We start from the raw sequence: 21,154 nt of genomic DNA on the forward strand, positions 1-21,154 counted from the left end.
CTCAGCTTTGGATTAATTTGGCGCCGAGCCAAATTCCGCGATCTCGACTCCCTTACCTTTGAAGACCATCCGCAGGTTCATCTGCTGCAGCTTTGACAGCACTGTTGGATCTTCATCAACATCGAAGACCCAGGAAGCCTTGCGTCCGTCCATGTCCGTGGCATTGGACTCAATGATCTCCGAGGGGGCAATCACTGTCGTGGCAATGCGCATGCCGGCAAACATGGCGGCCATTTGTTGCATCATGGCGGCCGTGGCGGCATCGCTGCCATCGGGTGACGTCGGTGGCATGGCATCCTCGGCGCCGGTCGACTGCACCAGTACATAGTTTCCGTCGGCGTTCTTGGTCAGGCTCATGGCACCGTCGGAAAAAAATTCGGTGTTTTTCAGTGCGGATAAATCATCGAAGGCGAGTTTGAGATTCATGTATCTCCAGCCATCAAGGCTTTCCGACTGCAGGCTAACCAGCTCGACACCCTCGGGAGCATCGCTCTCGAATTGCTCACGAATCTCCGCCTCATCGAAATCAAATGGGGTCTCGCCGCCCACATCCTCGCTCGCTTCTTGACCCATGCTCTCGGCCATTTTTTCCATGGCTTCCATTTGCGCAATGGTCTGTTCGGACATCCCGTAGCGCATGTCGAGCGTGCCGGAGCCGTCCTTTTTCAGCGTCAGTGTCTGCTCGACCTTGACACAACCACCAAGCACCAGCACGACGGCTAGAGCAACCAGCCAGCGCGTTTCTGTGTTCATCACCTTCATTTATCGTTACCTCAAGTGGTATCAGTCAGTCATGACTGGGATTCAAGCCCTGAATGGCTTACGCCGCCGCTCGGCAAGCGCCGGCCACCTTCTCTTTTTCGCGGCGGAAAAGCAAGCGTTGGACCCGTTCAACGGCGACGCATGTGCGCGGCATGAAATGCCAACTCGGTCACAGCCGGGAAGGACGCAATGGTCTAATCTTTTAACTGTGCGACGGGGTAAGTCGATTCAAGGAGCGAGCGGCAGCGGTTGATAGGATATCCGGCAGCCACGGATGGCCGCCATGGACCTGACAGTACGGCCATGCTTTTAACACTCCACTTCCGGGTAAGAGCCGATGGTTCAATGCCCGGCTTTTTTGTGCTTGACTCAGCCGCACCCCAAATAACGGCGAGCCCAGGCCACCATGGTGTCGGCCACATAGAGAGCGTCGGCTGGATTTGTCAGTAGATGATCGGCGCGATCGAGTGAAATAAAGCTCTTGGGGTGCTTTGCTGCCTGGTAGATGCGAAAGGCCTCGGAGATATCCACCACCTCGTCGAAAGGCGAATGGTACAACAACAGTGGCCGGCGCAGTCGCGCGATATGTTCGGCTGTCGCATGCTGCTCAAGATCCTCAAGAAATTGCTTTTTAACGCGAAAACCTCGATTGGCAATACGCACTTCCACCTCGCCCTGGGAGCTTAACGCCTCCTCCGCATCGCTAAACAAATGACGCACATGGGTTGCTGTCGCCGGAGCACCAATGGTCACCAGGGCTTCGACCTGGGGTAACTGATGGGCGGCTACCAGGGCGGCTGCTCCCCCAAGGCTGTGGCCGATGAGCAAACGCGGCGGCTCGAAATCTTGCGCCAGCATGTCCGCGGCCGCCAACAGATCGGCGACATTGGAAGAAAAGCTGGTATTGGCAAAGTCGCCGTCGCTGTTGCCAAGCCCCGTGAAATCAAATCTCAACACCGCGATACCGCGTGCAGCCAAGGCGCGGCTGATGCGACTGGCCGCGGCAATATCCTTTCCGCAGGTAAAGCAGTGTGCAAAGAGCGCGTAGGTGGGGGGAGCGTCATCCGCTGGCGGTGTCTCCAGTAAGCCAGCCAGACGCTCACCTTGCTGGTTGGGGAAGTCGAGCTTGATGCGGGCCATGGGCAAGACCTGTGAAGCGAGACTTGAATTCAACCGGGATGCGAGATGAGTCCGCCGGCTGTCTGCTGTTCGCGCTCACGCAATTGCAGCTCCCACATTTTGGCATAAGAACCGCTGGCGGCAAGCAGACCACGATGATGACCCTGTTCGATAATGCGCCCGCCGTCCATCACCAGAATGCGATCAGCATCAACAATGGTAGACAGGCGATGGGCGATAACCAGGGTGCTGTGATTCGCGGCCACTTCAGCCAGGGTCTGCTGGATGGCTTGCTCAGTGCGGCTGTCGAGCGAGGAGGTCGCCTCGTCAAACACTAAGATACGTGGCTGTTTCAGGATGGCGCGGGCAATGGCAACGCGTTGTTTCTCGCCACCGGAGAGCTTGAGCCCGCGCTCACCAACAACTGTTTCCCATGCGTTCGGCAGGCTCTCGATGAAAGTGCGGATATGTGCCAGTTCCGCGGCGCGTTCGATGTCCTCGCGGAGAGCATCCGGCCGGCCATAGCTGATGTTGTAGAGAATGCTGTCATTGAAGAGCACCGTATCCTGGGGCACGATGCCAATGGCCGCGCGCAGGCTTTGCTGAGTCAGGTCGCGAATGTCTTGACCATCGACCAGGATGCGCCCACCGGTTACATCATAAAAGCGGAATAACAGCCGCGCGAGGGTTGATTTGCCGGCCCCGCTGTGACCCACCACGGCGACCTTCTCCCCCGGGGCAATCGCAAAATCCACCTCGCGCAGAATGGGCCGGTCCGGCTGATAGTCAAAGTTCACTTGCTCAAAGCGCACTGCGCCAGCGCTGAGCCGTAATGCCGTTGCCCTTGGGGCATCTTGTACCTCGGGCACCCGCGCGAGCAGCTTGACCACCAGATCCATATCGGCCAAGGCGTATTTGATTTGCCGATAAACAATGCCAAGAAAACCCAGTGGTATGAACAATTGCAGCATGAGTGCATTGACCAGCACTAGATCACCAATGCTCATGTGACCGACCACGACACCCTGGGCGGCAAAGAACATGATTCCGGTCACCCCAAGCGCGATGATGCTGCCCTGGCCAAAGTTTAGCAGCGACATTGAGCTTTGGCTTTTCACGGCATAGTCTTCCCACTGCGACAGGGTGGTGTCGTAGCGTTCCAGCTCCATCGGTTCGTTGCCGAAGTATTTCACCGTCTCGTAATTCAGCAGGCTGTCGAAGGCCTGACTATTGGCGTGGGAGTCGAGCTTGTTCATCTGGTGGCGGTAGTCCATGCGCCACTCGGTGATGGCGAAGGTAAAGGCCACATAGACCAGCACCGTGCCAAAGGTCACCAGAGTGAACACCAGCGCGTATTTGCTCAGCAGCACGGCGGCAACCAGGGAAAATTCGACCAGCACCGGGATGACGCTGAAGACCATGTAGTTCAGAATGGTCGACACCGAGCGGGTGCCACGCTCCAGATCCCGACTGATGGCGCCACTCTGGCGTTCAAGGTGATAGCGCAGCGATAGCCGGTGCAGATGCTCAAGCACCCGGGTCGAGAGTCGCCGCATGGCGCGAAAGCGCACCCGTGCGAAAACAACATCGCGCAATTCATTGAACAGGGAGCTGGAGAGCTTAAGCGCCCCGTAGAGCAGCAACAGGCTCACCGGCAGCACCAGCAGTTGCGCCTGCTGCCCCTCGAAGGCATCCACAATCTCCTTGAACACCATGGGCACGCCGACATTGGCAAACTTCGCCAGTACCAGCGCTGCCAGCGCCAGCAGCGCGCGCCCGCGAAATTCCCACAGGTAGGGTAGCATCTGGTGCAGATTCCGCCAGTCATGGCGATCACCGTGGACGCGTTCGGTGGCGAAGATTCTTCCCGGAGTCACCATGGGTTATTGAGTCTCATACGCGGTGATCCCATGTCCAAGGGCGACAACCAGAAATCGCACCAGACTGGGGCATTAATGAACAAACAAAGATCGAACCGCATTCCGGAGATGGACATGGGGCTGGACAAGGGTGGCTGCGCACTGCAAGAACCTTTTGCCCTGCAAGTCCTGGGCCCGGATATGGAGCCAGAGTTTCCCGACCGTTGCGTGGTAGTGATTGAGCCGGTCAATCAAGCCAGCGATGGGATGTATCTTTTTGCCGAGGTGGAAGGCGTGCGTTGGTTGCGCCAATACCGCCGCGACGCGCAGGGACGGCAATGGCTGATTGCTCTCAATTCGGAGTTTCCCGACATCCGCCTTGACGGGCTTGAATGGAGCGTGCTTGGCGTTGTGATTCAGCGCAACATTCGGCGTAAGGTCAAGCGCTACCAGTATGGCAGGGAGGGCGAGAACGAGAAGCGTGTGGCGACGACCATCTCTGATCTGACAGGTACCTGAGACAAGCTGTCACAAAAAACAGCGACTGAGCAACCCCTGAGCAAACCCAGCGAAAAAACGGTGGCTTCCCAATTGGGAAGCCACCGTTGATCTCCAGTCTGTCTCTAGGCGGATTTAGCGATAGGGATAATGCTGCGGAGGCATGGGCACATTGTGATGCATCCAGCCCGGCATGACTGGGCGTTGAGGCATGGGCGGTGGCGCTGATGGACGACCCTGCGGTGCCGGAGCTGCTTTCGGTGGTACCTGCGCAGCTTGATTTCGCGGAGCTTGAGGCTCTGCCGTAGCCTCCTGAGTCTCTGCTGCGGGCTCCGGCTTGGACGCAGGCGGTGCTGCGGGTGGTTTTGGCGCTGCTTTGCTTGCTGCCTGCGGGGATTGGGGAGCAAAGGGCTTGGCGAGTGCAGGGCTGGCCGATGATGGCGTTGCTGGTTCGGAAGCCGGCTTTGGCGCTGGCGAACTGGCCGAGTCTGAGGATGAATCGGATGCCGATGCTTCTGTGGCGTTAGCAGCGGACGCGGGTGTTTCAGTCTTCGCCGTGTCCGATTTCTCCGGATCAGACTCATTCGCCGTAGCTTGATTGCCGGAGGTTGAATCAGTACTGCTCTCAGCCGCCTGGGCGTCAGCCTTCTTGGAGGGTTCCTCCTCCTGCTTGGCAACCACTACCCGGCCAATTGGGCTCAATCGCTGATCGACTGTTTCATCGGCATGATGCCCAGTACTTTTGTGGGTGCCATAGGGATCGCCAAGGATAAAAATGGAACCAAATATCAGCGCAAGTACACCGCCAACGGCGACGACCTTCCCGGTTCCAAGCGAGGCAAGGATGCCGCCTGATTTTTGCTTATGCTGATCTGCGTCCACGGATTTGCTCATTCATATCTCCTATTGTTCCGTTGCACAGTGGCGAAAAAGTGATGTGGTGTAAATCATTGCCCAAGGTCAGCTAGATGCGAATGCACATGGGACATCACCAGCGTGGAAAAGGAAGATGCTGTTTCACTGCCAGAGATCTGTCGCACCTTAGCCAGACTGGAGGATAACGCTGTTGAGTCACTGTCGCGCGTATTGTCCCCACTACGTCGGACCATGCATCCATGTGGCTCATGATAAGGGCGCCCGGCCAAACAACCATTGATGCGCCCAGAAAAGGAAGAGCAGATAGAACAAGGTGCCTCCGATGAGCGCGATGACGTCATTCCGCCGTCCGGCCGCAGCCCCCGGCCCGGTCCCGGTGCCCGGACCGCGGCGTTTAAGTGAAATCCGATCAGCCACCGCCCATGTGAGAAAGCTGCCAAACAGCAACACGTCGGCCAGGGATCCATTCGCAAGCAAATGCGCAAAAGACCAGATCTTAACGGCGGCCAGCATTGGGTGTTTGGTTGTGCGCTGGATGCGACCTGGCAGATAGGCCGCGAACAATAGCGGAAACACTGGCAGCATCAACAGAAGCACCAGATGCCGCATCCAAGTGGGCGGCTGGTACAAAATGATTGGATCGACACTCGTACGAGCATCGCCGTAGCCGTGAATAATCAGCCAAAGGCCTAGCAGTGACAGCAGCGCGTAGCCGCTTTTCCAAGCTGTTTCTCCAAGACGATTAACCACTTGGCCGCGCCAGGCGGGGCGTAACATGGCGGCGGAATGCGTCCCTAGAAACAAGAGTAGGCCGGTGATCAGTTCAACCATGAGACAAGGAGATGCACAAAATTTAAAGATGAAGCGCGAAAAAATAATGTCGCACGGGACGCACCCTGGATCGCGCGAGGGCCGAAAACCGGGATTCTACCTCATCCATTCCGACGATGCTCGGTCGAATGCGCGGGCGGTGGATTACAGCAAAGCTGCGGCCAGGCTTGAAAGCGGCTCAAGGGGCTCATGTGGCGGGTCTCATGCGGCGTATTTCATGCAGAGGGTCTGGCTTTAGCAACCTCCCGGAGTTTCTCTTGCGGCCAGGCACAGAGCACGGCCTGAACGAGAGTGGCGAGAGGGATGGCAAAAAACACACCCCAAAAACCCCAGATGCCGCCGAAGACAAGAATGGCGACAATGATGGCGACGGGATGTAAATTGACAACCTCGGAGAATAGTAAGGGAACCAGCACATTACCGTCTGCAGCCTGGATGATCAGGTACACCACGGAAAGCCACAACAACTGCGGCGACCATCCCCACTGAAACCAGGCGATCAAGACCACGGGGATAGTCACCACCGAGGCGCCGATATAGGGCACGATCACGGACAGTCCGACCAGCACCGCGAGCAGCAGAGCATAATTCAGCCCAAATGCCGAAAAGGCCGCGAAGCTGACGGCCCAGATGATAAGAATTTCCCACACCTTGCCACGCACATAGTTGTAAATCTGGCGGTCCACTTCTTGCCAGACGGAGCCAGCGATTCGTCGGTGTCGAGGAAGGTAACCTTTAAACCAGTCCAGGATCAATTCCTTGTCCTTGAGAAAAAAGAACACTAGCAGTGGCATCAGAATCAGGTAGACAATCACCGTGATCATGCCGACCACCGATGACATCGAAAGCGATACTAACTTCTGGCCGAAGTATAGGATTTCCGCGCGAATGGTATTGATCAGCGTGTGAATCTGCTCGTTGGTCACCAACTCCGGATAGCGCTGCGGCAGACCCATGAGTGCCTGCTGCCAGGTGGTGAGCATGCCGGGAAGTTGCTGTACCAGGTCTGTGGCCTGGCGCCACAACAGGGGCAGCACCAACAATAGCAGGGAGGCCAGGAAAAGCATGAAACCGAGGAGCGCGACGAGGGAGCCGAGCAGCCGGGGCCAGCCCTTGCGCTCTAGAAAACCCACCGCGCCTTCTAGCAGATAGGCGATGACGATGCTGGCGAACACAGGGGTCAGCATGTTGCCGAGGGTGATAACAATCACCAGCACCGACAAGAGAGAAAATGCCAGGAACAGAATCTGCGGATCAGAGAAGTGACGGCGGAACCAATGACCGATTGCGTGCATGCTTCTCTGCCTTAGATTCGCTCACGTTCATGGCGCGCAAAGAGCGCTTCAAGCTCGTCGATGACCTCAATGGCCGGGCGTCCCTGAATCATGTGTGCTGACATGAGTAAGGATGCCTCATTGAGCAGATTACTCGCTTCAAGTTCCGGGTAGCTGCGACGCAGCCGTTTCATCGCGGCAATCACGCTCTCCTCAGCCGGTCGCGGCTCACGCTCCGCCTGTTTGCCACTGCCTGGCGCAGAGAGCCTGTTATCCGGCGTCGAGTCGGTCCGCACCTGACGCTGTGCGAGAAACTCCGCGAAGGCGCCTAGGGTTTCGCGATCTGTTGCGTTGAGAGAGCGGAAGTGTTTGATCAATCGCCGCTCGCGCGCATTACCGAGATCAGTTCCCAACATCAGATGGCTGGCATGACAATGAGGTTTACCGGGTGGGTCACGGTGGATACTTGTCGCGACTCACCATGGTCTGAAAAAAAACGCCGCGGAGTTGCGTCCGCGGCGTTTACTGTATCGGCCTGCCGCGGTTGACCGGCAGCAAGGGAGATAGGGTCAGATATAGAGACAGATGTCGCTTTCGCCGGCAAATTCAAAAAAAGCCGCCGCGCCAGCATATTCAACGCCATCGATGAAGTCCTTGCGATCCATGTCGAACAGATCCACTGTCATCTGGCAGGCGATCAGTTGGACCTCGGCTTCCTGACAGAGGTCGCGCAGTTCTTCGACACTTGCCACGCCCTTGTCCTTCATCTTCTTCTTCATCATGGCGGTCATCATGGCCTGCATGCCGGGCAGGGCCATGCCAAGAATCGGGAACCATTTGTCCATTCCCATTGGCATTGGCATGCCAGGGTTCCCCAGCGGTGTGACTTCGAGCGTCAGTTTTTTCTTCAGGAGCTGCAAGCCGTAGAAGGTGAAAAACACCTGCACCTCATAGCCCAATGCGGCTGCGGTGGATGCGAGGATGAAAGGCGGATAGGCCCAGTCGAGCGAGCCTTTGGTGGCGATGATCGCGAGTTTCTTTTCTTCCATCGGTTTCTCTTGGCGGTGTTGGTCTAGGTGTATTGGCCGGGGAATGCTGATTGGGAGATTTCGGCCAGTCTATCAGACGGCTTTGGCCAGCAGCTTAAAGATGGTGCTAACCAAGGTCTCCCTCGTCCAGCGATGACAGCGTGGCGGAAACCTTGACCGGGATCCCCTGAATGCGAAACTGGGATGCCTGCCTGAGGTTTCCTGCACTTGAGATCAGGATTTCTTGATCAGAAACAAAAATTTGCCACCATCCTCGCGTGATTCCATCAACTCGTTGCCAGTTTGCTTGGCAAAGGCGTCGAAGTCTTTGACCGAGCCTGGGTCGGTTGCAATGATGTGCAATACCTGGCCCGATTCCATGCCGGCCAGGGTCTTCTTCGCGCGCAGGATCGGCAAGGGGCAGTTGAGTCCGCTTGCATCCAGTTCTTGGTCGAAATCAGCCATGGTTAACCTCCAAGATAGTGCTTGATGATTCTGTGTCCGATCCCTGGGTGTGCCCTCGCACGCATGCCCTAGGAATCTACTCAGTTTTTAACAATACGCAAAGATTCTGATTTATAGGGGAAGCTGGCGAAAAACGCAAGTCTGGCCAAATCAGATAGATATAAAAATAAATAAATACATTAATTTGTAGTTTTTATCAACATTACACACTTTAGATAGTTTTAATATACAACTGTATTTTAATGTATTTTCCAGAAAACAGACTGTCACCGCGACCTAGCTCGCACTAGGGAGAGGTGATGATTTTCAGCGGATTTGGTGCCCTCGACAGGATTCGAACCTGTGACCTGCCGCTTAGGAGGCGGCTGCTCTATCCTGCTGAGCTACGAGGGCGCGGGGAACCTCAGTCGGAAATCCTAGCAAAGAGCGAAGCCGGCGTCTCCTTTGGGTTGAACGGGGCTCAATGCTGGGCTGAGGCAGGGGGAGGGTGTCGAGCTTGAAATCAGCCTAGAGGATTTGCTCTCACTTGCGCGTGGGGCAATCCTTGCAGCGCTTGCCTTTCTTGTAGCTTTTGCAGCACTTGTCTTTTTTCTTGGTCATGTTGCTCATGGGTCAGTGTTCCTGTGCGAGCTTGTTGCGATGGCCGCTTTGGCTGGTGTGCCGCCAGATTGTGGTCTGGTCAGCATCTCCTCGGCATGGGCACGGGTGGTCGCGGTGATCTCGGTGCCACCGAGCATGCGCGCGATTTCATTAACGCGATCAGCGGCGTCGAGCGCGGTGATTTCAGCAAAAGTTTGGCCGTCCTTGGTGTGCTTGCGTACCTGTAACTGCTGGTGGGCCTGGGCGGCGACCTGGGGCAGGTGGGTGACGCAAAGCACCTGACGCTCCTCGCCGAGTTGGCGCAACTGACGTCCGACAATCTCGGCGACGCCACCACCGATGCCAACATCGACCTCGTCGAAGACCAGTACTGGGATACTGATGCAGTTGGCGGTGGCGACCTGAATCGCAAGGCTGATGCGCGAGAGTTCGCCGCCGGAGGCGACCTTGGCCAGGGATTGCGCTGGCTGACCGGGGTTGGCGCTGACCAAAAAGCTGATCTGATCGAGCCCATGGGCGGTGCTGGCGGAGCTGTCCTGGGTTTGGATGTCGATGGCGAAGAGCCCGCCGGACATGCCAAGCTCCTGCATCGAGGCGGTGACCGTGGTGCTCAGGCGCTCGGCGGCGGCGCGGCGCGATTTGGTCAGTGTTTGGGCGGCCTTGAGGTAGGCATCGCGCGCCTGGTCGCGCGCGGCTGTCAGGCTGTCGAGATTGGCATCGGCCTGTTCGAGCTGCTGATATTCACCGGCGATGTCGCGGTGTCGCTCCGGGAGCTGAGCCGGCAAGATCCGATATTTGCGCGCTATCTCATGAATACGGCTCAGACGGTCTTCGATCTCCTGCAAACGCGCCGGGTCCATGTCGAGTGCGTCCAGGTACTGGCGCAGGTTGGAGGCGGCTTCTTCAATCTGCACCGCGGCCCCTTCAATGAGCTCGACGCTTGGCGCCAGTCTGGTATCCAGGGCGCTCAGTTCGGAGAGTTCGCCACTGGCGCGGCCGAGCTGGTCGTGCAGGGCGGGTTCGCCGTCGTAAACCAGTTGCAGGATCCGCGCGCAGGTTTCCTGCAGGCGCCCTTGATGAGCCAGGCGGCGCTGGTCGGTGTCGAGTTGATCGAGTTCGTCTTCACTGAGCGCCAGGTCGTCGAGTTCTACGAGCTGAAAGCGCAGCAGGTCGAGGCGCGCGGCGCGCTGGTCGCGCTCGGCCGTCAGTTGCTTCCAACGCTCGTCATTGTCGCGAAAGTGGCGGTAGGCTTGGGCCACGGTGGCGCGCAATGGGCCATGATTGGCATAGCCATCGAGCAGGTCGCGCTGGGCGTTGGCGCGCAGCAGGGATTGATGGGCGTGTTGCCCGTGGATATCCACCAGCAACTCGCCCAGGGCTTTCAACTGGCTGCTGCTAACCGTGCGGCCGTTGACGAAGGCACGTGAGCGACCGCTGCCCTGGAGTACGCGGCGAATGGCGCAGTCGTCATCTTCGTCCAGTTCCTGCTCTGCCAGCCAGGCGCGCGCTTGTGGACAGGCGCTCAGATCGAAATGAGCGCTGACCTCGGCCTTGTCGCTCCCGGCGCGGATCATGCCCGCGTCGGCGCGCTCGCCCAGGGTCAGCCCCAGAGCATCGATCAGAATGGATTTGCCGGCGCCGGTCTCGCCGGTCAAGGCGGTCATGCCGGGGCCGAATTCCAGCTCCAGACGGCTGACAATGACCAGATCCTGTACTTGAATATGGGTTAACACCTTGCACCTTCCTGGACTTGTCCACCCCAACCGAGTTTCGCGCGCAACAGTTGAAAATGATCGTGCCCGCGCGGATGGAGCAGTCGCACGCGCGTGTGGCCGCGGCGGATGCGCACGGACCTGGTGCTGGCGAGCTCAAAGGCCACCTGGCCATCGCAGGTGAGACGCGCGGTCTCTGGATGGTGGTGACAGAGGCGGACCTCGATTTCGCTGTCGCCGCCAACCACCAGCGGGCGGTTACTGAGAGTATGAGGGCAAATGGGCACTAGCAGGAGATTATCCAGCCCGGGATGCAGCAGTGGTCCGCCGCCGGAGAGGGCATAGGCGGTGGAGCCGGTTGGGGTGGCGATAATCAGCCCATCGGAGCGCTGGGCGTTGACGAACTGACCGTCGATATAGGTCTCGAACTCGATCATTCGCACCGTGTTCCATTTGGCGATCACGGCTTCATTGAGTGCCTTGCCAGTCCAGACCGGCTTGCACTCCGGCCCATTCGCGGACGACGCCATCAGACGGGTCTCAAGCAGGCTGCGGTATTCGCTGTCGTAGTTTCCGTCTAGCATATCGTTCAGACGGGTTTCGATGCAGTTCGGCGACAGGTCGACCAAAAAGCCCAGGCGTCCGAGATTGATGCCAACCAGGGGCGTGTTCGTGGTGGCAACCTCGCGCGCGGCGTGCAGAAAGGTGCCGTCGCCGCCGATGACGATAATCAAATCGCTGTGGGTGGCGAGTTGGGCATAGGGGCTTGAGTGCTGCTCGCGCGCTTGCCCGGCTAGAGAGTCGTTCTCCGAGTTGCCGGCAGGACTGCGGTGATCGGAGAGTAGAGCCGAGGTGGCCGGCTCAAGCAAAGTTCGATGCCCGCGTCGCTCGAGATGCGCGAGCAATCGCTGCAAGGTGGCCGGAACCCGAGGGTCCGGTTCCTGTTTGCCGATGATGCCGATGGTATGGAAAGCGCTCATGCAAGGTATTGTGCCACGTTGGTGGTCAAGACCCGAAGTGCCGGGATGCTCGCATTATACCGAGGGTGGGATGCGCTCGTGCTTGGCCGGCAACCCGCGTTAGTCCCGCAGGGCAGACGGCTGGTCCAGTCAGAGTCGCACCAAATTCCAGGCGTGCGGCAGGCTGTCGGCGGCCTGGCTTGACAGCCGCGGCGTCTGTCCCTAAATTGAAGGGTCGTTAGCACTCGGGGCGGGTGAGTGCTAAATCATGCTCCTGGCCACCCCGGAGGATGAAGCGGCTGTTTCACGGTTATGTTTCACAATGAGGTTGCGATGGCCGGGACGCGCGGCAGCGAAACCAAGGTCAGTGAGCGAGCATCGCTTTTTCTCAAGACACTGATCGAGCATCACATCCGCGACGGGCAACCGGTCGGATCGCGCACGCTCGCGAAAGAAACTGGCTTGGATCTCAGTCCAGCCACTGTGCGTAATGTGATGTCGGATTTGGAAGATATGGGGTTGGTGTCCTCCCCGCATACCTCGGCGGGACGGATACCGACCCTCTTGGGTTATCGGTTGTTCGTCGATAGCCTGCTGACTATCAAGCCGCTCGACGAGATCGATGTCAATGCACTGCGCGCGGAGTTCGAGCCTTTGGACGAAGCGGCAGCGCTGGTGGATACGGCATCCCGGCTGCTGTCGGGTGTGACCCGCTTGGCTGGCGTGGTCATGCTGCCTCGGCATGAGCGTGATGTCTTTCGTCAGATCGAGCTATTGCCGCTATCGGGTAAGAAGGTACTGGCGATACTTATCACGGGCGAGGGCGAGGTTCACAACCGGATCTTGCACACCGAGCGGACTTTCAGTCCGGCGCAGCTGGTTCAGGCGTCGAATTTTTTGACGGAATTGTTCACTGGCCAAGACATGGTCGACGTGCGCAAGCGGCTTGTGGAGGATTTGCACGCAACCCATCGGCAGATGGATGCAATGTTGCGCCAGGCGCTGGAAATGGCGCAGCGGGTGATGGAGTCGGCCGAGCACAAGGAGCAGCTGCTGGTGTCTGGTCAGACCAACTTGATGCAGTTCGATGAACTAGCAAACGCGGATCGTTTGAAGACCTTGTTCGATGCCTTTAATGAAAAGCGGGAAATTCTCTATTTGCTTGACCGCTGTATCCAGGCAGATGGGGTGCAGATTTTTTTCGGTGGCGAGTCCGGCTATGAGGTGCTTGACGACTGCAGTCTGGTGACCACGCCTTACCGGGTGGATGGCGAGGTGCTGGGGGTGCTTGGGGTGATCGGCCCAACCCGGATGGATTATCAGCGGGTGATTCCGGTCGTCGATGTGACAGCGCGTCTGCTGGCTGCGGCGCTTAGACAACACAATTGATCAAGATGTGGTTCGCGCGTCTGTGGCGGCTCCGGTTACGGAGGCGCGAGGGCGTGCGGGCTGCCGCGGAGGTAAAGGAAATGACGATAGACCAGCAAGGTCAGGAACAACCACAGGGCGGTGCGCAAGAGCGGGCGACCCAGACCGGCTCCCAGCCTGGCGCCCAAAACGGCGACCAGAACAGCGAGGGAGCTGGCTTGAATGCCGAGCAGGCGCCTGAGTCGGCGGAGGCAGGCGCCGAAGCAGCGGCATCGCCCTGGCCGGAAGATCGTGGTGAATTGATCGCCATGATTGAGCAGGAGCGCGCGCGTAACGAGGCGGCACGCGACCAGTTGCTGCGCGCCCGGGCCGAGGTGGAGAACATTAGCCGGCGCAAGGCGAAGGAGCTTGAAAACGCGCACAAGTTCGCGCTTGAGAATTTTGTGCGCGAGCTGCTGCAGGTACGCGACAGTCTGGAACTCGGCCAGGCCGCGGCAAGCGAGCCCGATGCCGATGTGGTGAAGTTGCGCGAGGGCATGGAACTGACGGTCAAGCTGCTTGCGGATGTCATGGCCAAGTTTGGTGTCGAGCGGGTCGACCCCATGCATCAGCCCTTCAACCCCGAGTTTCATCAGGCGATGTCCATGCAGCCGCGTGCGGATGTCGCGCCCAATACCGTGGTGGCGGTGATTCAACGCGGTTACACCCTCAATGGTCGTTTGGTGCGCCCGGCGCTGGTGATGGTGTCGCAGGCGATCGAACAGAGTTGATGCGCGCCAGCAGCCTATTTCCGCTGGTGCGCCTGATGTCCGCGCTGGTAACCGGGCAAGGGCGTTAAGGCTTGAACTTTGCAGGGTTTTGCCTCATGTGCGAGAACATGTCGGTCGGAGTCCACGGTTCGGAACGGATGGTGAACCTAACGGATGGTGAATCTGGCTCGAAGGCAACGCCCGTGATCGCGCGGCATCGGACCAGGTCCGGGCCAGTCACGCAATAAACATTTTTTAACAGTTTAGAAATCGGAGAAGTCAACATGGGAAAGATCATCGGTATCGATCTCGGTACCACAAACTCCTGTGTCGCCGTGATGGATGGCGACAAGCCGAAGGTGATTGAGAACGCCGAGGGTGATCGAACCACGCCAAGTATCGTCGCTTATTCCAACGACGGTGAGGTGCTGGTCGGTCAATCCGCCAAGCGGCAGGCTGTCACCAATCCAAAAAATACCCTCTTCGCTATCAAGCGTCTGATCGGGCGGCGCCACGAGGATCATGTCGTCTCCAAGGACAAGGACATGGTGCCCTATCAGATCGTCCGCGCCGACAACGGCGACGCCTGGGTTGAGGTCAATGGCAAGAAAATGGCCCCGCCCGAGATTTCCGCGAAGGTGCTACAGAAGATGAAAAGCACCGCCGAGGATTATCTAGGTGAAAAGGTGTCCGAGGCCGTTATCACGGTGCCGGCCTACTTCAACGACTCGCAGCGTCAGGCCACCAAGGATGCCGGGCGTATCGCTGGGTTGGAAGTCAAGCGTATCATCAATGAGCCGACGGCCGCGGCCCTGGCCTATGGCATGGACAAGCAACGTGGCGATCAAAAAATCGCGGTCTATGACCTGGGTGGCGGCACCTTCGATATCTCCATCATCGAGATTGCCGAGATCGAAGGCGAGCATCAGTTCGAGGTGTTGTCCACGAATGGTGACACCTTCCTGGGCGGCGAGGACTTCGATCTGCGCATCATTGACTTTCTGGCCAATGAGTTCAAGAAGGATCAGGGCGTTGATCTGCACAATGACCCGCTGGCGCTGCAGCGTCTGAAAGAGGCCGCCGAGAAAGCCAAAATCGAACTCAGCACCAGTCAGCAGACCGATATCAATCTGCCCTATATCACCGCGGATCAGAACGGCCCCAAGCATCTGAATGTCAAGCTGTCTCGGGCCAAGCTGGAATCCCTGGTCGATGATCTGGTCGATCGTACCATCGGTCCCTGCCGCACCGCGCTCAAGGATGCCGGCGTGACCGCCGGCGATATCGACGAGGTCATCCTGGTCGGCGGCCAGACGCGCATGCCCAAGGTGCAGAGCAAGGTGCAGGAGTTTTTCGGCAAGGCGCCGCGCAAGGACGTGAACCCGGACGAAGCCGTCGCCATTGGCGCGGCCATTCAGGGCGGCGTGCTCGGCGGCGATGTGAAAGATGTGCTGCTGCTTGATGTCACCCCGCTGTCATTGGGGATCGAAACCCTTGGCGGCGTCATGACCAAGCTGATCGAGAAGAACACCACCATCCCCACTTCGGCCGAGCAGGTGTTCTCCACCGCTGATGACAACCAGACGGCGGTCACCGTGCATGTGCTCCAGGGCGAGCGCCAGCGTGCGGCCGACAACAAATCGCTCGGGCGCTTCGATCTGTCCGATATTCCGCCAGCGCCGCGCGGCGTACCACAGATCGAGGTTAAGTTTGACATCGATGCCAACGGCATTCTCAATGTCTCGGCCAAGGACAAGGCCACCGGCAAGGAGCAATCTATTGTCATCAAGGCGTCCTCGGGTCTGTCGGATACCGAAATCGACCGCATGGTCAAGGATGCGGAGGCCCATGCCGAGGAAGACCGCCGCTTCCAGGAGTTGGTCGGGGTGCGCAACCAGGCCGACAGCATGATCCATGCGACTCGCAAGTCGATGGAGCAGATTGGCGAGGATAAGCTCGAAGCTGGCGAGAAAGACCGCATCGATGCCGCCATCAAGGATCTCGAAAACGCCATGAAGGGCGAAGACAAGGATCGTATCGAGTCCCTAACCAAGGCCCTAGGCGAGGCATCGGCCAAGATGGCTGAACGTCTTTACGCCAACCAGCAGGGTGGCGATGCCGCTGCCGGCGCGGCCGACGCGACCGCCGATGACGTGGTTGATGCCGAGTTCGAGGAAGTAAAGGACGACAAGAAGTAACAGTCCCTCGGGGCCTGCCCCGGTGTCTGAACGGGCCGCCCGCGATTGCTGTCAATCGCGCAATCGCGTGGTGACCATCCAGTCGTGGAGGCGGGCACAGGTCCAGACCAGCCCGCCTTTTTCACTTGCGCGCCAGACTTGCGCGCCAAAACGGATGCGCCTCGGATTGACGCGATTCTAGTCTTCCCGGTTTCATTGACTGCCACCACTGATATCAAACCCCGACATTAACCCCCGAAAATAGACCATGGCCAAACGCGACTACTACGAGGTTTTGGGCCTGAGCCGCAACGCGAGCGAGCAGGACATCAAAAAGGCGTTCAGACGCCTGGCGATGAAGCACCACCCGGACCGCAATCCGGACGACTCCGAGGCAATCGCCCGATTCAAGGAGGCCAAAGAGGCCCATGATGTGCTGACCGACGCGCGCAAGCGCTCGGCTTACGATCAGTTTGGGCACGCCGGAGTGAGCGGTGCCCAGGGCGGCTTTGGCGGGGCCGGGCCGGGTGACTTCAGCGGTGGCAGCTTCTCGGATATCTTCGGTGAAGTGTTCGGCGACATTTTCGGCGGTGGACGCGCGGCCGGCGGAGGCCGGCGGGTGCATCGCGGGACTGACTTGCGCTACGACTTGAGTTTGACGCTTGAGGAGGCCGTCTCTGGTAAGGATGTCAAGATTCGCATTCCCACCTCGGTGGAGTGTCACCACTGCGGTGGCAGCGGCGCCAAGCCCGGCACCCAACCCAAGACCTGCCCGACTTGTCAGGGTCTGGGCCAAGTGCGCATGCAGCAGGGCTTTTTCTCGGTCCAGCAAACCTGTCCACAATGCAGGGGTTCCGGGCGTATCATTGAGGAGGCCTGCGCTCATTGCCGCGGGTCCGGTCGGCTACGCGAAGAAAAGACGCTTTCGGTCAAGGTGCCGGCGGGGGTTGACACAGGGGATCGCATCCGCTTGGCGGGCGAGGGTGAAATCGGCGACCAGGGTGGCCCACCGGGTGATCTATATGTGCAGATTCAGGTGCAAGAGCATCCGATCTTCACCCGCGACGACAACCATCTCTACTGCGAGGTGCCGATTAGCTTCACCACAGCCGCGCTTGGCGGCGAGTTCCAGGTGCCGACCCTTGATGGCAAGGTGATGCTCAAGGTTCCGCAGGGAACCCAAAGCGGCAAGATGTTCCGCATGCGCGGCAAGGGCATCAAGCCGGTGCGCGGTGGTCCGGTAGGTGATCTGATCTGCCGGGTGATGGTGGAGACGCCAATCAATCTCACCGAGCGACAGAAAGAATTGCTGCGGGAACTCGATGATAGCTTCACCGCTGGTGGTGATCGCCATAGCCCGCATTCGACATCCTGGCTCGACCGGGCAAAGAGCTTTTTCGAGAAAATGGGGCTGTAACTGGCGTCTAATAGGCGTCAATGGCTGCCCTAATCGCGCATTCTAGGTGTTTGGCCTGACACGATATCTTCTATATTCAGACAACCTGTTGATCGGTTGGTTGGTTTGGCGCACCTCGCCCCGGCCGCCTAAAGCCCAGGTTGCGATTAGGTGACTGGCCGGCGGTCTAGCAAGCGTTTAGTATTGCCGCTGCATACCACCAAAAATGATCGCACGCCCCTGATCTGATCCAAGGTTTCAGGTCAAGGTTTTCAGCCAGGGTTTCCGGCCAAAGGTTCTGGGCCTGTTCCTGAACAAGGTTCCTGAACAAGGTTCCTGAACAAGGTTCCTGAACAAGGTTCTTGGGCAGCGTTCTGAGGTGGCTCAATACAATCCCCGGACGCGACCCAGCTATCCTGGCTGTCTCGTGCCGCCCCCTGTTGAGGAGAGACCATCGCCATGTCGGAGTCAAAAATCCATGAGGTCCCGTCGGACATCGCCGCGCGCGCCCATATCGATCACGACCAATACCAGAGCCTTTATCAGCGCTCGGTCGAGGATCCCGAGGGCTTTTGGGCGGAGCAGGCCGATCGCTTTGTCACCTGGTTCAAGAAATGGGACAAGGTGATGGACTACAGTTACGGACCCGATGATGTGTTCATCCGTTGGTTCGATGGCGGCAAGCTGAATGTGGCTTACAACTGCCTTGATCGCCACCTGGACACCCGTGGCGACCAGATCGCCATCGTCTGGGAAGGGGATGACCCCAGTGTTGATCGCTCCCTGACCTACCGCGAACTGCACGCGGAGGTCTGCAAGCTCGGCAATGTGCTGAAATCCCGTGGCGTGAAGAAAGGCGACCGCGTCTGCATCTACATGCCCATGGTGCCAGAGGCGGCCGTGGCCATGCTCGCCTGCGCCCGTATCGGCGCCGTGCATTCGGTGGTTTTTGGTGGCTTCTCGCCCGATTCCCTGCGTGATCGTATTCTGGATTCCGACTGCCGGGTGCTGATCACCGCCGATGAGAGCCTGCGTGGCGGGCGTCAAGTTCCGCTGAAAAAGAACGCCGACCAAGCCCTGGCCGAGTGCCCGGATGTGAGTACCTGCCTGGTCATTCAGCGCACTGGCGGCGAGGTGGCCTGGAACGGGGAGCGCGACCTTTGGTATCACGAGGCCATGGCGGAGGCCTCGGTGGACTGCGAGCCCGAGCCCATGGACGCGGAAGACCCGCTGTTCATCCTCTACACCTCGGGCTCCACCGGCAAGCCCAAGGGCGTGTTGCACACCACCGGCGGCTACTTGGTATTCGCCGCCATGACGCACCTCTATACCTTCGACTACCAGGATGGCGAGATGTACTGGTGCACCGCCGATGTCGGCTGGGTGACCGGACATACTTACATTGTCTATGGGCCGCTGGCCAATGGCGCCAAGACGCTGATGTTCGAGGGGGTGCCCAATTATCCGGACAACTCGCGCTTCTGGCAGGTGGTGGACAAGCACCAGGTCAATATTTTCTATACCGCCCCCACCGCAATTCGCGCGCTGATGCGTGCCGGCACCGATCCGGTCAAGGCGACCTCGCGCTCCTCGCTGCGCATTCTCGGCACCGTGGGTGAGCCAATTAACCCCGAGGCCTGGGAATGGTATTACCAGGTGGTCGGCGACAGCCGCTGCCCGGTGGTGGATACCTGGTGGCAGACCGAGACTGGCGGCCATCTGATCACCCCGCTGCCAGGAGCGACCCCGCTCAAGCCGGGCTCGGCGACCCGGCCCTTCTTCGGCGTGGTGCCGGCGCTGGTCGATGCCAGCGAGGGCACCCTGATCGACGGCGCTGGCGAGGGCGCCCTGGTCATCACTCGCCCCTGGCCCGGGCAGATGCGTACCGTCCATGGTGATCATCAGCGCTTCATTGATACCTACTTCAAGCAATACCCGGGCTATTACTTCTCGGGCGACGGCTCGCGCCGTGATGCCGACGGCTATTACTGGATTACCGGACGTATCGACGACGTGCTCAATGTGTCTGGCCATCGTTTGGGCACCGCCGAGATCGAATCCGCGCTTGTGCTGCACGAGGCCGTCGCCGAGGCGGCCGTGGTTGGTTATCCGCACGATATCAAGGGCCAGGGTATCTATGCCTATGTCACCACCATGGCCGGTGTTGAGCCCACGGACGCGCTCAAGCAGGAGCTCGTCAAGCTGGTGCGCACCGAGATCGGTCCCATCGCCACGGTGGATATCATCCAATGGGCGCCGGGTCTGCCCAAGACGCGCTCGGGCAAAATCATGCGGCGCATTCTGCGCAAGATCGCCGCGAATGAAGTCTCGGCCCTCGGTGATACCTCCACCTTGGCCGACCCGACCGTGGTCGAGGATCTGATCGATCATCGCGCCAATCAATGAGGCGTTGAGTTGTTTTTTTCTCTCACTCGCCTGTCCCCAAGCGGCCGCGCTTTGCGGCGCGCGGGGTAATTGTAATTTGTCTGTTAACATGCCGATAGCGCCGCCCTCTGGGCGGCGTTGTCATTTTCTGTAAGAGGATGTCATTTTTGTATTCTTCTCAACGTGTTGGCGTCTTTGTTGACGCCGAGAATGTCCGCTACAACGGCGGTTATCAAATGCGCTATGACGTGCTGCGGCGCTTTGCCGGACGCAGCAATGGCCCCCTGCAACGTCTGAATACTTATCTTGCCTTCGACAGTGAACGCGCGCGCGAGGACTACGAATATGCCAAAAAGTCGCGTGCCTACCAGCAAATGGTCCGGGATTACGGCTGGAAGATTACGGTAAAATATGTGCGGCGCTATACTGACGAAAACGGCGTGGTGTCGACCAAGGCCAATGCCGATCTTGACATGGCGGTGGACGCCATGCTGCAGGCTGGCAAACTGGAGCAGGTGATTTTGGTCACAGGCGATGGTGACTTCCTGCAAGTGGTCTCGGCGCTGCAAAATGGTGGCTGCCGGGTTGAGTTGATTGCTTTTAAGAATGTCTCGCGACAATTGCAGCAGCAGGTCGATGCCTTCTGGTCCGGTTATCTAATCCCGGATCTGCTGCCTATTAACTACGAGCCGCGCAACGACTGGGGCAAGCCAGGCTCCTGTGTGCGCGGGGTCTGCACGAAATGGTTTCCGGATAAAGGCTATGGTTTTCTGCGCTTCATGGATCACATCTCCCCCAATCTCTGGGTGACAGATCCGCGCGAGCCGGATTCGCCCTATACCAGTGTATTTTGCCATGCCAATGAGGTGGCTGAGGATGTGGCCGAAGAGATGCTCATGAATCGCGAGACTATTTTCGAGTTCTATCTCAACGAAAGCGACCAGAAGGACAATGGACTGGTAGCTAACAATGTGCGTTTGGCATTCGGGGTCAATCGCTAGCTTGGGATACTCGGTATGGAACCGCGCTCTTCCCCTGAGGGGCTTGTGTCATGGGACTGCGTCGGCGATTTTTGGATCATCGGTTAGACTATAAG

The 21,154-nt window shown here is 58.6% G+C and carries 18 protein-coding genes and 1 tRNA gene; 7 read left to right on the forward strand and 12 right to left on the reverse strand.

The genetic code is table 11. The features are described 5' to 3' along the window. Window positions 1-12: 12 nt before the first annotated feature. The 3 genes from Thiowin_RS10300 to Thiowin_RS10310 form a co-directional block, all read right to left on the reverse strand. The gene (locus Thiowin_RS10300) at window positions 13-753 is read right to left on the reverse strand and encodes a hypothetical protein (RefSeq protein ID WP_328987642.1); all 741 of its coding nucleotides are present in this window, start codon (window positions 751-753) and stop codon (window positions 13-15) included. A 378-nt stretch (window positions 754-1,131) separates the two neighbouring features. Further along, the gene (locus Thiowin_RS10305) at window positions 1,132-1,902 is read right to left on the reverse strand and encodes an alpha/beta hydrolase family protein (protein ID WP_328987643.1); all 771 of its coding nucleotides are present in this window, start codon (window positions 1,900-1,902) and stop codon (window positions 1,132-1,134) included. Between the two features lie 29 nt (window positions 1,903-1,931). Next, entirely contained in the window at window positions 1,932-3,761 is a 1,830-nt protein-coding gene (locus Thiowin_RS10310; protein WP_328987644.1) for an ABCB family ABC transporter ATP-binding protein/permease, read from the reverse strand. Here Thiowin_RS10310 and Thiowin_RS10315 point away from each other — a divergent pair. Then, a complete protein-coding gene (locus Thiowin_RS10315; protein WP_328987645.1) occupies window positions 3,708-4,259 on the forward strand; it encodes a S24 family peptidase in 552 nt (183 codons plus the stop codon). The genes Thiowin_RS10310 and Thiowin_RS10315 overlap by 54 nt on opposite strands. A 114-nt stretch (window positions 4,260-4,373) precedes the next feature. Here Thiowin_RS10315 and Thiowin_RS10320 read toward each other — a convergent pair whose 3' ends face one another. The 9 genes from Thiowin_RS10320 to Thiowin_RS10360 all read right to left on the reverse strand — a co-directional run bounded on the left by Thiowin_RS10320 (window position 4,374) and on the right by Thiowin_RS10360 (window position 12,004). Beyond that, window positions 4,374-5,132: a prolipoprotein diacylglyceryl transferase gene (locus tag Thiowin_RS10320; RefSeq protein ID WP_328987647.1), complete on the reverse strand. Its 759-nt coding sequence runs from the start codon at window positions 5,130-5,132 to the stop codon at window positions 4,374-4,376. A gap of 228 nt (window positions 5,133-5,360) precedes the next feature. Next, the gene (locus tag Thiowin_RS10325; protein ID WP_328987648.1) at window positions 5,361-5,945 is read right to left on the reverse strand and encodes an NnrU family protein; all 585 of its coding nucleotides are present in this window, start codon (window positions 5,943-5,945) and stop codon (window positions 5,361-5,363) included. A 215-nt stretch (window positions 5,946-6,160) separates the two neighbouring features. After that, complete coding sequence (locus tag Thiowin_RS10330; protein ID WP_328987649.1) at window positions 6,161-7,240, reverse strand: AI-2E family transporter; 1,080 nt, start codon at window positions 7,238-7,240, stop codon at window positions 6,161-6,163. Between the two features lie 11 nt (window positions 7,241-7,251). Further along, window positions 7,252-7,635, reverse strand: coding sequence for a hypothetical protein (locus Thiowin_RS10335; protein WP_328987650.1), 384 nt, complete (start codon window positions 7,633-7,635; stop codon window positions 7,252-7,254). Window positions 7,636-7,788: 153 nt separating this feature from the next. After that, on the reverse strand, window positions 7,789-8,268 hold the full coding sequence (gene dsrE2 / locus Thiowin_RS10340; RefSeq protein ID WP_328987651.1) for a sulfur carrier protein DsrE2: 480 nt from the start codon (window positions 8,266-8,268) through the stop codon (window positions 7,789-7,791). Window positions 8,269-8,481: 213 nt separating this feature from the next. Then, window positions 8,482-8,712, reverse strand: coding sequence for a sulfurtransferase TusA family protein (locus Thiowin_RS10345; protein WP_328987652.1), 231 nt, complete (start codon window positions 8,710-8,712; stop codon window positions 8,482-8,484). A 316-nt stretch (window positions 8,713-9,028) separates the two neighbouring features. Then, window positions 9,029-9,105 (reverse strand) — tRNA-Arg (locus Thiowin_RS10350). Window positions 9,106-9,317: 212 nt separating this feature from the next. After that, window positions 9,318-11,045, reverse strand: a complete 1,728-nt coding sequence (gene recN / locus Thiowin_RS10355) for a DNA repair protein RecN (protein WP_328987653.1) — start codon at window positions 11,043-11,045, stop codon at window positions 9,318-9,320. Then, window positions 11,039-12,004, reverse strand: coding sequence for an NAD(+) kinase (locus tag Thiowin_RS10360; RefSeq protein WP_328987654.1), 966 nt, complete (start codon window positions 12,002-12,004; stop codon window positions 11,039-11,041). Before Thiowin_RS10360 ends, recN begins: the two co-directional genes overlap by 7 nt. A gap of 312 nt (window positions 12,005-12,316) precedes the next feature. Between Thiowin_RS10360 and hrcA the strand changes: the two genes are divergently transcribed. The 6 genes from hrcA to Thiowin_RS10390 all read left to right on the forward strand — a co-directional run bounded on the left by hrcA (window position 12,317) and on the right by Thiowin_RS10390 (window position 21,059). Further along, window positions 12,317-13,372 carry a heat-inducible transcriptional repressor HrcA gene (gene hrcA / locus Thiowin_RS10365; RefSeq protein ID WP_328987655.1) on the forward strand — a complete coding sequence of 352 codons (1,056 nt, stop codon included), beginning with the start codon at window positions 12,317-12,319 and terminating at the stop codon, window positions 13,370-13,372. A gap of 80 nt (window positions 13,373-13,452) precedes the next feature. Then, entirely contained in the window at window positions 13,453-14,121 is a 669-nt protein-coding gene (gene grpE / locus Thiowin_RS10370; RefSeq protein ID WP_328987656.1) for a nucleotide exchange factor GrpE, read from the forward strand. A gap of 263 nt (window positions 14,122-14,384) precedes the next feature. Beyond that, a complete protein-coding gene (dnaK, locus tag Thiowin_RS10375; RefSeq protein WP_328987657.1) occupies window positions 14,385-16,298 on the forward strand; it encodes a molecular chaperone DnaK in 1,914 nt (637 codons plus the stop codon). Between the two features lie 247 nt (window positions 16,299-16,545). Further along, entirely contained in the window at window positions 16,546-17,694 is a 1,149-nt protein-coding gene (gene dnaJ, locus Thiowin_RS10380; protein ID WP_328987658.1) for a molecular chaperone DnaJ, read from the forward strand. A gap of 438 nt (window positions 17,695-18,132) precedes the next feature. Beyond that, the gene (gene acs, locus Thiowin_RS10385) at window positions 18,133-20,079 is read left to right on the forward strand and encodes an acetate--CoA ligase (protein ID WP_328987659.1); all 1,947 of its coding nucleotides are present in this window, start codon (window positions 18,133-18,135) and stop codon (window positions 20,077-20,079) included. Between the two features lie 137 nt (window positions 20,080-20,216). Continuing rightward, window positions 20,217-21,059 carry a LabA-like NYN domain-containing protein gene (locus Thiowin_RS10390; RefSeq protein WP_328987660.1) on the forward strand — a complete coding sequence of 281 codons (843 nt, stop codon included), beginning with the start codon at window positions 20,217-20,219 and terminating at the stop codon, window positions 21,057-21,059. Window positions 21,060-21,154 lie beyond the last annotated feature (95 nt).

It is taken from the genome of Thiorhodovibrio winogradskyi, from assembly GCF_036208045.1.
In the GTDB taxonomy this organism is placed as follows: domain Bacteria; phylum Pseudomonadota; class Gammaproteobacteria; order Chromatiales; family Chromatiaceae; genus Thiorhodovibrio; species Thiorhodovibrio winogradskyi.